Below are 13830 nucleotides of genomic sequence, written 5' to 3' on the forward strand. Positions count from 1 at the left end.
TTATTTTCGCGAGTAACGAGCCAAAGTCGCAGAGTGCATTTTGTCTCGTTAGGGATAATAGGAAATTTTGCTGGGATTTTCGGCAAAAAATAATTAAGGAGTTTCGAAAAAAGTGAAAGAACGAGTATCCCTAAATATCAGACTTTTTCTGGTAACAATGTGTATTGCAGTACCTGTGATCGCGGCACTTTTTTTTACTGGAATCAGGGAAAGAACTTCTGCAAAAAAAGAGAGAATAAACGAACTTCATGCAGATGTGGAAGTGGAAATGTCCAGGATTGATACACAGCTGAAATTTCTTAGAAACAGCCTGGCAAATCTGGTAATGGACAATGCCGAATTTAAGCATATTGCAGATGAAGATGAAGAAGATAACGACTTCTGGCTGGCAAATCAGACTGTATTGGAAAAGATTAATAATCAGACTGCAGAGCTGGATCCGGGCTTTACTGTGTTTGTGTACTATCCAGAAAATGGAGTATTTTATAATTATAAAAAAGATATTGGGGTTTCAGAATTCGTACGGCGGCAGATCAATGAGCAGGCAGAATTATCCGCCTACAGACAATGGAGCACAATATGGTGTGCCGGGCAGCCCTATCTATTTTTTCTACTGGATTATAACAATTATTATATTGGTGCATGGAGCTCTTATGAAAATCTTTTACAAGGTTTGCAGCAGAATACTGATAAGACCGGGGAAGCGGGGATTTTACAGGAAAAGTACCTGATCTGTGATGAAAATGGACAGGTAATGGTTCCTGCTGAGGATAAAGATACCTGGCTGTCTTTTGGCAGAAATATGTATACAGATGAAGAGAAAAACAGCTGGTATTACGCAGGGGCTATCAGTGAACTTTCTGATTTTTATCTGGTAAAGCAGATATCAAAAACAACGCTGGAAGAGCAGCTGCCGGCAATCGGAAGCGAAATTACAGTTTTTGCAGCGGTTATTCTTTTACTGTTTGTGGTATATGGCGTTTGCCTGTATCTGTGGATTCTCACTCCCATGGCATACCTGAAGAAAAGTATGGAGATTATTCAGCAGGGAGAACTGGATTACCGGATTCCTGAACTGGATAACTGCAGTGCCGAGTTTGATGCTGTAATCCAGGAATTTAATTATCTTATGGATCATATTAAGAATCTGAAAATTCAGATGTATGAGGAACGTCTGGCTGGAAAAGAAACGGAGCTTCAATATCTGAGCAGGCAGATTCAGCCCCATTTTATTTTAAATACTTTAAATACCATATATAATTACAGTGAAAGTGATGTGAAAACAACCAAACAGCTGATTCGGCTTACTTCAGGATATTATCGTTATGTTGTGAATGTAAATTCCAGATATGTGCAGCTTGGACAGGAACTGGAACATATTCAGGATTATATGAGACTGCAGAAGATGAGGTATCCAAATGCATTTAATTATAAAGTGACTTGTGAGGAGACAATTAAGATCGTTCCGATTCCTCCGTTTATTATAGAAAGCTTTGTGGGAAATGCGATCAAGCATGGCCTGAAGCCTGGGAAAATGACAGAAATACAGGTGAATGTGAGCAAATTGGAGGAATTCAGGATCCTGATACAGGTGAAAGACAATGGTACAGGTTTTTCAGATGACAGCCTGGATGCAGTGGAGGAATTTCTGGAAAAAGGAATTGTTTCAGAAGAACTTGGTGTAGGAATCTGTAATTCTGTAGCAAGGCTGAGGCTGATTTACGGAGATAAATGTGAAATCCGTATTTATAATCAGGAACCATCTGGTGCGGTGGTTGATATTACATTAAATCTGCAAAAAACAAAAGCTGTGTAAAAGCAAAAATAAAGGAAAGGCGGAGTGAAAAGCATGGAGATGGAAATAAATGCATTGTTGGTAGATGATGAAGAGCAATGCGTAAAAACATTACAGGAAAGTATTGACTGGAAAGCACTTGGAATAGCCCGTACCTTTGGTGTCTATAATGCGGTGCAGGCCCGTGAGATTATGGAAAAAGAAGTTATTTCTCTGATCCTTTGCGATATAGAAATGCCGGGAGAAAGTGGACTGGAGTTTATTTCCAGTGTAAGAGAAAAGGCAGATCTCGATGATGAAAACATAGAATGCATTATTCTTACCTGTTATCCAGATTACAAATTTATGCGAAAAGCAATGCAGATCAGGTGTAGTGATTATCTGATCAAACCGCTGGATACAGAAGAGATGACAGAGGTTTTAAAAAAAGCTATTGAAAAGATAAAAAAGAAATTTCAGAAGGATGAAAAAGAGAAAGCTTTTTTTCAGGATGAGACGAAGGCAACATTGTCAGATGGACAGCAAAACATTATTGACCAGAAAGTAATTCCATATATAAGGGAGCATTTTTCAGAATCACTGACGGTAACGGAAATTGCAGCCGATGCTGCTTTGAATCCGCAATATATGATGCGATTATTTAAGAAAAGAACTGGGCTTTCAGTGCTTGAGTTTGTAACCAACTGCCGTATGGAGATGGCAAAGGAGCTGCTGAAGAATACAGACTGGAATAATGAAATTGTTTCCGATAAGCTGGGATATGCAAGTTCTGGTTATTTTATCAAATTATTTAAAAAGACTTTTGGCATGACACCACGTGAGTTTAGAAAGGCTTCAGGCATATGAGAATCAGAAAAATCCTAGCTATATCAGTGATCGTTTTGTTAGGCGGAATAATTTTGTGGGGATGTAGGAACAGAGAAAATGTTTCTTCACAGGAAAACAGCCTGAGCGAAGAAGTATGTGAGATTGCAATTGAAAATATGACTCTTGGAGCAGCGTATCCGGATACAGAGGAAGTGGAAAAAATGATCAATGAGATTACAGTTCCTGCCATCTCATGTAAAGTGAAGATTGTAAACTGCTATATTGGAGATCATGCTAATATGCTGAAAAAGTCCAGAATGGGAATTCAACAGTTGGATTTAGTGAATACAGGAACGACCACTTCCCTGTCAGAGTTGGTTTCAGAGGGTGCATTGTTGGAATTGAATGATCTGTTAGAGAATTATGGACAGGATTTAGAAAAAAAAGAGGGAAATCTGTTAGATGTTACATCAATCAATGGGAAAATATACGCAGTATGCGCAAATTTGAATCCGGGAAGAGCTTCAGGGGTTGGCTATAACAACGATATTGCAAAGAAATATGATATTCAGGTTTCAGATCAGCTTACTTTGGACGATCTTACAGAGATTGGAAGACAACTAAAAGAGAAAAATACCGGGATATATCTTACCTCATTTGGTAATTTGGGAAATGTGGAATCCTCTGCATTTACATCTCTATTTGATGTAGAAGATTTTGGTGGAGATATGAATTATGGTGTTATTTTTCATCCTTTGGATAGTACAGAAATTGTAAATGCTTATGCTTCTGAGGAGTATCGTGATTTTTGCAGAATAATGAAATTGTGGAGAGATGAAGGCTATATACCGAAAGATTCTTTATACAGTGGTGTTGATGCCCAGTCAATGTTTAATACCGGTGAAATGTTTTTGCAGTGGACAAGTGTATCGCAGGGAACCCTTCATCTGGTTGGAAAAAAGAATCTTAGTTTTGATGAGGTATTAGTGGCTATGACACCAAATAGAATTACCACATCCCTGGTTCAGGAATTTACCTGGGGAATCAGCAGCTCCTGCAAGAAACCGGAGAAGGCAATGGAATTGCTCAACTTGATCTATACCAATAATCAAGTGGCAAATCTTCTGCAAAATGGACGAGAGGGAATTGATTATGTAAAAACAGGGGAGAAGACGATCCGGTATCCGGAAAATAAAGATAACAGCAACGTTGGCTATTCCAGTTATTTTTCCAGCTTCGGAGACGGGGAAATGGTGTATCAGTTTGGAGACAGTGATACAGACTGGCATGACTATATAAAAAACTACTCAGAAGATTCTAGTCCTTCTAAAACTCTTGGCTATGTATTTCAGACAGATTCAGTTGCAGAGGAGGTTGAAAATGTTTCCAGAATTGTAAATAAATACAGACCTGTTCTGGAGACTGGAATGACACAGGATGCAGATGAGACGCTGGATCAGTTTCTGGCTGAATTAGAGGCTGCTGGTATGGAACAGATTATTAAAGAGAATAGGCAGCAACTGAAGGCGTGGCTGGAAAAATAGAGGGCTTTTTGGAAAAAAGTCATTTTTGAATATAATTCAAGTCATAAATGGACAGCATAGGGACAGCTCCTTTGATAAAATAAAAAATAAATTGATATTGTATGAAAAGATTTAGTATGGAAATGAAGGAGAACAATATGCATAGAAAAAAATGGTTATCAGCATTATTTGGAGCACTAATCGGAACTATGAGCTTATCTGCATCTGCTTATGCGGCAGACTCTGTAACAGCACTTCCGAAAACAGAAGGAAAGCCTCGTCTTCTTGTTACCCAGGACGGGGAAGTAGATGATATGAATACTTTGATTCATACATTGCTTTATGCGAATGATATTGATCTGGAGGGAATTGTACAGACCAGTTCCAAGCTGCATTACAGTGGAGATGATACCACAGAATCCCTTCGGTGGATGGGAACGGACTGGATGTATGAGTTTATGGATGCGTATGCAGAGGTATATGACAATCTGAAGGTACACGATGCAGATTATCCTTCTCCGGATGACCTCCGTGCTATTACAAAAGTGGGAAATATCAAGAATGTAAGCGACACTTCTGAGGAAACAGAAGGTTCTGAGCTTGTGAAAGAGCGTATTCTGGCAGAAGATGACAGACCTCTTTATATTGAAGTTGGCGGTGGCGCAAATACAGTTGCAAGGGCATTGATGTCCATTGAAGAAGAATATAAAGATCAGGATGGCTGGGAAGAGCTTTACAATCGAATTTGCGAAAAAGTGATTCTTTTTGCCTGGGGAATGCAGGATGACTGTTATCTGAATTACATTCAGCCGAACTGGCCATCTATGCGTATGGTAGATGTTTCCGGTTCTACTCTTGCGTATGGTTACAGATGGGCGACTCTTGAGGTGCTTTCTGATGAATCCAGGGAGAAAATGAGCAGTGAATGGATGAAAGAAAATATTGAGCAGAATCTTGGCGCATTGATGGATAAATATGTGACCTGGGGAGACGGAACTTACCTGGAAGGGGAAGCAGATACTGATCAGTATGGTACAAATGAAGCACTTCTTGGAGATGACACTCTCTGGGTAGGGCATGCTTATGAGCAGTATGATTTCCTTTCTGAGGGTGATTCTCCGGCATGGTTTATTACCATTCCGAATGGACTTCGCAGTCTGGAGAATCTTTCCTACGGCGGCTGGGATGGAAGATATGAACTGAAAGAAAATGACGAAAATCCGGATGTGCGTCTGTATCAGGCGGCAAAAGGAAATGAAAAAGGAATTGCCAGCTGGATTGCTGCGATCCAGAGCGATTTTGCCATGAGAGCAAAATGGTGTGTAACGGATAAATATGAGGACGCCAATCATCTGCCGGAAGTTTCTGTGGCAGAAGGAATTGATCTGACTGCGACAGCAGGTGAAGAGATTACTTTAAATGGAACTGCTGAGGATCCTGACGGGGATACCACTACTTTCCGCTGGTATCATTATCCATTAGGAGATACTTATCAGGAAGCAGAGGATGAAGCTGGAAATCCTGTTGCGATTGAAGTGACAACCTCCGGAGAAAATCAGGAAACAGCAACATTTACAGTTCCTGAAGATGCAAAATCCGGCGACACCATCCATATCATCATGGAAGGTGTAGACGGCGGCGGAACCAATCCGGTGGCTTACCAGAGAGTGATCGTGACAATTAAATAAATCATAATAGTATGTGGAAAAAATTTATACTGGCTGGTTAAACGGCAGCATTACACTGGCAGTAAAATATCCTTTTTCACATTCAAAATTCAACAATCCGTTCTGACTTTCCACAGCAGAGCGGATTATTTTTATACCTAATCCGTGGTTGGAGGCATCTGCTTTGCTAGTGGCAAGACTGGGATTTTCTGAGAGAATATTACTGCTTATTTTGTTGCTTATTTTGCAGAGCAGATAATTTTGCACACATTTGATGATAATCTGGATGTCCGGAGTATCCTCCTGTTTGCTGGCTTCGATTGCGTTGTCAAGAAGATTCAGGAGAATGGTGCATAGGACTTCTTCATTGATAGAAAGCTGGCCTGGAATAATAATTTCTGTATAAGTTTTGATGTGGAACTTTTGAGCTTCCTGAATTTTTCGGTTGAGGAGGTAGTCGATTAAAGTATTTCCTGTCTGAATGTCCGTAAGTTTGCTCATTTTTCCCCCAATTGCCTGGGAAATATAGGTGTCCAGTTGATCGTATTTTTTATCTGCAAGGAGAGTCTGGATATAAAAATAGTTATTTTTCAGCTCATGGCGCTCCTTTTTTACCTGTTCCTGAACCTCCAGGGAATAGCGGTAACGGGCAAGCTGAGTGCGTGTTTGGGTAAGGGCATCGTCCAGTTTGCGCTGATCTTCGTAGGAATGGATGATGGTGGCAAAAAAATAATAAATTATAGGCAGATTAGTGAGCAAAATGCCGGAAAGAATGGCAATCTGGTTTACGGAGTAAATTTGCGTACTTGAGGATATTCCGAAAAAAATCAAAAAACCAATAGGAAAATAAAGGATAAGAACGCCCTTAAAACAAGACATGGGAAAAGGTGTAGATAATTTTATCTTCCGGAAAAGTTTTGATAAAAGGAAAAGCAATATGTATAAAACCAGGGTTGTAAGCATATCAAGTGTGCGGTAAACCTGCGGCTGCATAGAAAATTCCTGACTGTAAAGAGGAGAACATACCATTTTATAAAGCTGGGTGAAGGTCATAAAATATAAGACATATACCAGTTTAGTGAAAAGTGTACCCGTCAGGGCAATATGGGCGCAAAGTACAGAAACAGGGATCGTGCATACGAAATAAAACCAGTAAGGAGTTTGGGCAGCTCCTGTAAGCTTCAGACAAATGGAAGAAAGTTCCAGACGGAGAATAAGATACACTATTATTGTGAATAACAGGTATAAGGATGAACCTACAGCAATGGAGCGCCCCACAGTATGATTCTTTTTAAGACCACAGAGAATCAGCAGGGTATAGGAAAGAAATGAAAAAATAATGACGGAGTCAAGTGTCTGGTAAAGATGATAAATAAAATTAAACATAAAACCTCCTGAAGCCCTCCTTTACCTTGTCTACTTTACCGCGGCTTATAGGTAGCTCCTGACCGCTTGTAAGCTGGAGGGTAGATTTTCCTATATAAAAAATATGTCTGCAATTTACAAGATAGCTACGGTGGATTTTAATAAATCCATGAGGAACAAGATATTCTTCCATATCAGAAATTTTGCATTGAACAATGCTGTTGCCCACGGTTGTCACAATGAGACAGTTTTTACGCTGAGCCTCAACATAAAAAATATTGCGGATATCAAAGGAAAAAATATCTCCAGAACCTGGTTCTGTAATAAAAATCAAGTGTTTTGTCTGTTCTTCCAGCTTTTGTGATATGGCATCCACGAGAGCGGGGAGAAGTTTCTGATATTCGCTTTTTCGGATAAAACGGAAAGGCTGTACCTCGAATGTCTGGAAGACCAGCTCTTCTTTGTTGGATATAAAAATAACAAGAGAGTCAGGTGCTTGTGCCCGTATGTGGCGGCAGACCTGGATTCCGTCAATTCCTGGCATTTCGATATCAAGAAAAATAACATCATAATGATAATTCTCATTAAAAGTTTGCAGGAAATTTTCCCCAGAGGAAAAACTGTCGAATTCTATGGCAACATGACGGTTATTGAAGGAATCAATTAGAGTATTTTTTAGATATGAAAGAATTTCAGCTTCATCTTCTACAATAGCGGCCTGGAACATGTCTCTCCTCCTTAAGTCCTTTTTATTATACCAGAGTATAGCACATTTTTTTCTGCAATTGGTACCGTATTTCTGCAACTGGTACCAAAATCATGAAAATAGAATTTTTTGTGATAAGATTCAGCTATCTCAAAGGAGGAGGAAAAACAAAATGATCAAGTTAAACATGAGTGACGTGATCAGCGTCCTCAACATGTGCAAACCTTACCTCATTGCGATTGCCGTAATTCTGGTAGTTGGTATTGTGGCTGCGGTTATGTGCAAAAAAATGGAAAATCCAAAAAGAAAACTTGTCAGAGGAAACGCGATTCTGGCAATGATCCTTGGCGTTGTGATTGTAGCCAACCTGATTTGTACAGGTCCAATGTCTACTTTGCTTACGTTAAGTACACAGGCAGCAGAAACTGTTTCTGATGAGACAACAGAGCAGTCCAATGAAGACTGTCGTACTATTGCAGCGGAGGGAACGGTTCTCCTGGAAAACGACGGTGTACTGCCATTAAAGGATACAAAAAACATCAATGTCTTTGGCTGGGCAAGCGTGAATCCTATTTATGGCGGTTCCGGAGCTGGTGCTTTAAACGATCTTTATGACCGCGTAACTATGCTGGAAGGTCTTGAAGATGCCGGATTCAAGTTAAACAGTGAATTAACAGATATGTACACCAATTATGGAAAAGAACGCGCAGACTACGGTTCAGACTGGTCTTTACCGGAGGTTCCGGCAGAAGAATATTCAGATGAACTGATTGAAAATGCAAAGGAATTTTCAGATACTGCGATTGTAACAATTGCTAGATGGGGCGGAGAGGGAAGCGATCTTCCTACTGATATGTCCAGTGTTTCCTATACAAATAATTCTGACTCTTACAATGATTTTGAAGCAGGTCAGCATTATCTGGAACTGAGCCAGACTGAGAAAAATATGATCAATCTGGTATGCGAAAACTTTGAGCATGTAATCCTGGTTTATGATGGTCTATCTACTTTTGAACTTGGATTTGTGGAAGATTATCCGCAGATTGAAGGCGTTCTCTGGTGTGCAGGTCCTGGACAGACTGGATTTGACAGCCTTGGAAAAATCATAAGCGGAGAAGTAAATCCATCTGGAAAAACTTCCGATACTTTCTTATATGATCTGACTGAAACACCTACATGGAATAATTTTGGCGATTTCAAATACGACAATATGGAAGAGTTCAAAATTGATGAAAGTGATCCATATGTAGGCGGAAGCGTTCCTACATTTGTAAACTATGTAGAAGGAATTTATGTAGGATATCGTTTCTATGAAACTGCTGCACAGGAAGGATTCCTGGATTATGATAAGGTTGTAAAATATCCATTTGGGTATGGTCTCAGCTACACTGATTTTACCCAGGAACTGGAATCTTCCAGCATGGAAAATGGTGAAATTACCATTAATGTGAAGGTAACAAACACTGGAGACATAGCTGGGAAAGATGTTGTAGAAGTTTATTATAACCCGCCATATACCAATGGAGGAATTGAGAAATCAACAGCAAATCTCATTGGATATGAGAAAACAAAAGAACTGAAACCTGGTGAATCACAGACGGTTACAGTTTCTTTTACAGCCGAAGACATGGCGTCCTATGACTATCTGGAAAATGGCTGTTATGTGCTGGAAGCAGGTGATTATGAGATCAGTATCAACAGCGATTCTCATAATGTGATCGATTCTGTTACCTATACAGTAGATGAAGATATTGTTTATGACGAGGCAAATCCACGTTCTACAGATCTGACTGCTGCTGTGAATCAGTTCGGTTATGCAGACGGACATCTTACTTATTTATCACGTAAAGATGGCTTCAAGAATTATGATGAAACAACAGCTGCACCTGCGAGCACGTCTATGCCGAAGGATTTAAAAGAGGGATTTATTGTAACTTCCAACTATGAAATGCCGGAAATTCCAGATGCTGAAATGCCTGTGACTGGTGCGGATAATGGAATGAAACTGGCGGAACTCCGCGGCGCAGATTATGATGATGAGCGTTGGGAAACACTTCTGGATGAGCTTACAATCGATGAGATGCAGGATATGATCGCCCATGCTGGATTCCAGACCGCAGAGGCAAAAAGTGTAGAAAAGGTTGCTACTGTTGATTGTGATGGACCGTCTGCTGTAAGCAATAACTTTACAGGTGCAGGTTCTGTAGGATTCCCGTCAAATGTTATGATCGCCTGCACATGGAATAAGGATTTAGCTCATACATACGGATATGATATGGGAAAAATGGCTACAGAACTTGGCTGCTCTGGATGGTATGCACCATCTATGAACCTTCATAGAAGTGCATTTGGTGGGCGTACATATGAGTATCCGTCAGAGGATCCAATCCTTGCAGGAACTATGTCTGCACAGGCTGTAAATGGTGCTGCTGAGAATGGTGTTTATGCATATATGAAACATTTTGCAATGAACGAGCAGGAGACAAACCGTTGGATTATGATCTGCACTTGGTCAAATGAACAGGCAATGCGTGAACTGTATTTGAAACCATTCGAAATCTGTGTAAAAAACAGCAATGTTACAGCTGCAATGTCATCCTTTAACTACATTGGAAATGTGTGGGCTGGCGGAAATTACGAACTGCAGACAACGCTTCTCCGTGATGAATGGGGATTCAAAGGCTTTGTAGAAACCGACTATTTTGCTGGTGCATTTAACATGAATGCAGATCAGGTAATCGCAACTGGCGGTTCCTGCTGTTTGTCTACATTTGATGTAGGAACAAACTTTGTTACAGATACATCTGACCCATCCACAGTTCAGTATATGAGAACTGCCTGCAAGAACATTATGTATACTGTTGTGAACAGTAATGCATATGCTGATGAAACATCTTTAACACTGGCATTGTGGATGAAAATCATGGTTGGTGTGGACGTGGCAGTAGCTGTTATCCTGATTCTTCTGGAAGTAGTTCTGGTGAAGAAATATAAGAAGAGAAAAAGTGTGTTAATTGTTGTTGAGTAATAGATCGTGATGAATTCATGAAGATTAATCTGCCGCATCAAACCGTTGGGAATGATGCGGCAGTTGCTTTGTAGAAAAGGCAAATTTTATATATTATAAGTCAGGCTGTGGTCATTAGCGTTTAAAAAAAGACTGTTCGCGTTAATCTTTCCACAAAGGGGAAAAAATACGGTAAACTATTGCTAGATTGAGAATGTAGAGTTATAGGCTAGAGAATGCCGAAAAAGTAGTTGGTTTAAGGACAGAGATTTCAGAAAGGAGCAGTTTACTGTATGCAGAAAATTGATTTTAACAAGGATTGGATATGCAGGTGTCTTACCCGGGATGAGGCTGCTTATCCGGTGACTTTGCCACATGATGCAATGCTGAGTGAGCCGCGTACTCAGGAGAGTACCGGCGAGGGAAATATTGGATGGTATATTGGCGGGGATTACGAATATACCAAGAATTTCTTTGTGCCAGAGGAGTATAAAGATAAGAAAGTCCTCATTGAATTTGAGGGTATTTACCACAATGGTGAAGTTTACATAAATGGAAAAAAGGCGGCTTACCGTCCTTATGGTTATACCAATTTTTATGTGGATACAGAGGGCTTTTTCCAGTATGGAAAAGAGAATGAGATCAAAGTTATTGCGCGCAATGCTGACCAGCCAAATAGCCGCTGGTATTCAGGAACCGGTATTTACCGCCCGGCATATCTGTATGTTGGTGAAAAGAAACATATTCCGGTAAACGGTGTGAAAATCCGTACTTTAAGCTATGATCCTGCGAGAATTGAGGTTGTTGTGAAAACTTCTGAGCCGGGAGAGGTTTCCCTGAAGATTGAGTTTGAAGGAAATAAAGTGCTGACTGTAATAGGTGAAAGTACAAAAATAGGGAATGTAAACAATGACAAAATAATATCATCAGATAATAAAAACATGCAGCCAAATGAATCAGTACAGACTGGAAAAAATGGTCAGAAGAGTGAATTGGCGCAGGTGGAAGCGGAAAAAAATAATCAGGCAGCAGCATACCAGGCCATCTTCCAGCTGGATGTTCCAAACGCAAAACTCTGGGATACAGAGCACCCGAATCTCTATACCTGTAAAGCAGTTTTCGGCGAAGACGAAGTAACCGAAACCTTCGGAATCCGCGAACTGATCTGGAATCCGCAGGTAGGAATGACCATTAACGGAGAGCGTGTGATTCTTCGCGGAGCCTGCTTCCATCATGACAATGGTGTGCTTGGAGCATGTACTTATCTGGAAGCAGAAGAACGTAAAATGCGCATTTTTAAGGAGAATGGATATAATGCAGTCCGTTCCGCACACTATCCATGTTCCAAGGCACTTCTGGATGCCTGTGACCGTGTGGGAATGCTGATGATGGATGAATATGTAGATGTGTGGTACATTCATAAGACTAAATATGATTATGCCGGACAGCTTGCGGACTGGTGGAAACAGGATTTAAAAGACATGGTTGATAAGGATTACAACCATCCAAGTGTGATCATGTACTCCACCGGAAATGAGGTTGCAGAGACAGCCCAGAAGAAGGGAATTGCCCTCACCGGCGATATGACAAACTATCTTCACAGCCTGGATTCCACCCGTCCTGTTACCTGCGGAATCAACATTTTCTTCAACTTCTTAAGCTCCATAGGACTTGGCGTTTACAGTGATGACAAGGCAGAAAAGAGCGCTGGAAATGCAGAGAAAAATGCCGCTCAGGCAGCTGGAAAGAATGAGAAAAAGGTAGTTAAAAGTGGTGAAAAGACAGTAAATAAAGCCACAGAAAATGGAAAAAAAGGATTAGGCAGCACCAAGCCTGAAAAGAAGAAAAAGCCGGTAGGAAGTGAGTTCTATAATACTCTTGCCTGTCTGGTTGGAGACTACTTTATGAAGTGCGGTGCCACCCTTTATCCATGCGATTTAAGGACGAAGGATGCCTACGCAAATATGGATATCGCAGGATATAATTACGGCATTTTCCGCTACAAACATGACCTGAAAAAGTACCCAAACCGTCTGATTTTGGGAAGTGAAACCTTCTGTAAGGATGCGTATAGTTTCTGGGAAATTGCCAAGAAAAACAAACGGATTATCGGTGATTTTGTGTGGGCAGGATGGGATTATATCGGAGAAGTTGGGGATGGTGCAGCAGAGTATTCTGACTATAAATTTGAAGATCCAGCCACGAGAATGACAGGTGGAAACGGGCGAATTGACCTGAATGGAAAGCCGCGTGCAGAGGCTGCATATACCCGAGTTGCTTTTGAAAGAGAGACAGGTCCGTTTATTGCAGTTGATCCTGTTTACCAGAAGGAAAAGCTTCGTCTTACCGGCTGGCAGCTGACAAAGGCTCTGGAAAGCTGGGCATGGGATGGCTGTAACGGAGAACCGGCGAAGGTAGAGGTTTATGCAAGGGCTGCACAGGTTGAGCTGTTTATCAATGGCAAAAGTGCTGGTAAAAAGAAAGTGAAAAAATGCCGTGCAAATTTTAATATCACCTATCAGAATGGGGAGATAACGGCGGTTTCTTACGATGAAAACGGAAGAGAAATCAACCGTTATTCATTACATACAGCAGGAAAAGAAACGGTTCTTCAGGTGCGCCCAGAGGAGAAAACCGTGAAGCCGGAGGGCCTTGCATTTATTCAACTGCAATACACAGATAGCAAGGGAATCTGGAAACCAATGGAGAAACATAACATAAAAGTAACAGTAGAAAATGGTGTCCTGAAGGGACTCGGAAGCCCGGCTCCTTATGTAAAAGGGAATTATACTGACCATACTGTGGCGACTTATTATGGTGAGGCAATGGCAGTTGTACAGGCAGATGGAAACGGACCGGTGAAGGTTACCGTGGCAGATGAAGAACGGTTTTATGTAGTGGAAATTCCATGTGAATGAAGTGAAAAACTTATGATTTAAGGTGGAAAAGAGGTTGAAAAA

The 13830-nt window shown here is 40.7% G+C and carries 8 protein-coding genes; 6 read left to right on the top strand and 2 right to left on the bottom strand.

Annotation, left to right across the window (positions count from 1 at the left end):
* Positions 1–112 precede the first annotated feature (112 nt).
* The 4 genes from LIQ05_RS19870 (at position 113) to LIQ05_RS09610 (ending at position 5813) form a co-directional block, all read left to right on the top strand.
* Positions 113–1816, top strand: a complete 1704-nt coding sequence (locus LIQ05_RS19870) for a sensor histidine kinase (RefSeq protein ID WP_226820277.1) — start codon at positions 113–115, stop codon at positions 1814–1816.
* A gap of 33 nt (positions 1817–1849) precedes the next feature.
* Positions 1850–2641: a response regulator transcription factor gene (locus LIQ05_RS09600; protein WP_226820279.1), complete on the top strand. Its 792-nt coding sequence runs from the start codon at positions 1850–1852 to the stop codon at positions 2639–2641.
* Between the two features lie 53 nt (positions 2642–2694).
* Complete coding sequence (locus LIQ05_RS09605) at positions 2695–4146, top strand: ABC transporter substrate-binding protein (protein WP_226820281.1); 1452 nt, start codon at positions 2695–2697, stop codon at positions 4144–4146.
* 137 nt (positions 4147–4283) lie between these two features.
* Positions 4284–5813 (top strand): DUF1593 domain-containing protein, encoded by a 1530-nt coding sequence (locus LIQ05_RS09610; protein ID WP_226820283.1) that lies wholly within the window; start codon positions 4284–4286, stop codon positions 5811–5813.
* A 24-nt stretch (positions 5814–5837) separates the two neighbouring features.
* Here the strand turns inward: LIQ05_RS09610 and LIQ05_RS09615 are convergent, their stop codons facing one another.
* Positions 5838–7178, bottom strand: a complete 1341-nt coding sequence (locus LIQ05_RS09615) for a sensor histidine kinase (protein ID WP_226820285.1) — start codon at positions 7176–7178, stop codon at positions 5838–5840.
* The gene (locus LIQ05_RS09620) at positions 7171–7884 is read right to left on the bottom strand and encodes a LytR/AlgR family response regulator transcription factor (protein WP_226820287.1); all 714 of its coding nucleotides are present in this window, start codon (positions 7882–7884) and stop codon (positions 7171–7173) included. Before LIQ05_RS09620 ends, LIQ05_RS09615 begins: the two co-directional genes overlap by 8 nt.
* A gap of 151 nt (positions 7885–8035) precedes the next feature.
* Between LIQ05_RS09620 and LIQ05_RS09625 the strand changes: the two genes are divergently transcribed.
* Complete coding sequence (locus tag LIQ05_RS09625) at positions 8036–10891, top strand: glycoside hydrolase family 3 C-terminal domain-containing protein (RefSeq protein ID WP_226820289.1); 2856 nt, start codon at positions 8036–8038, stop codon at positions 10889–10891.
* Between the two features lie 272 nt (positions 10892–11163).
* Positions 11164–13788 carry a glycoside hydrolase family 2 TIM barrel-domain containing protein gene (locus tag LIQ05_RS09630; protein ID WP_226820290.1) on the top strand — a complete coding sequence of 875 codons (2625 nt, stop codon included), beginning with the start codon at positions 11164–11166 and terminating at the stop codon, positions 13786–13788.
* The last annotated feature ends 42 nt before the right edge of the window (positions 13789–13830 follow it).

The sequence above is a fragment of the Blautia glucerasea genome (assembly GCF_020537505.1).
Classification (GTDB): Bacteria; Bacillota; Clostridia; order Lachnospirales; family Lachnospiraceae; genus Blautia_A.

Excerpts from the sequence above, each read along its gene's own strand:
- LIQ05_RS09600 (WP_226820279.1), top strand. The coding sequence starts at position 1,850 with ATGGAGATGGAAATAAATGCATTGTTGGTAGATGATGAAGAGCAATGC.
- LIQ05_RS09610 (WP_226820283.1), top strand. The coding sequence starts at position 4,284 with ATGCATAGAAAAAAATGGTTATCAGCATTATTTGGAGCACTAATCGGA.
- LIQ05_RS09615 (WP_226820285.1), bottom strand. The coding sequence starts at position 7,178 with ATGTTTAATTTTATTTATCATCTTTACCAGACACTTGACTCCGTCATT.
- LIQ05_RS09620 (WP_226820287.1), bottom strand. The coding sequence starts at position 7,884 with ATGTTCCAGGCCGCTATTGTAGAAGATGAAGCTGAAATTCTTTCATAT.
- LIQ05_RS09625 (WP_226820289.1), top strand. The coding sequence starts at position 8,036 with ATGATCAAGTTAAACATGAGTGACGTGATCAGCGTCCTCAACATGTGC.
- LIQ05_RS09630 (WP_226820290.1), top strand. The coding sequence starts at position 11,164 with ATGCAGAAAATTGATTTTAACAAGGATTGGATATGCAGGTGTCTTACC.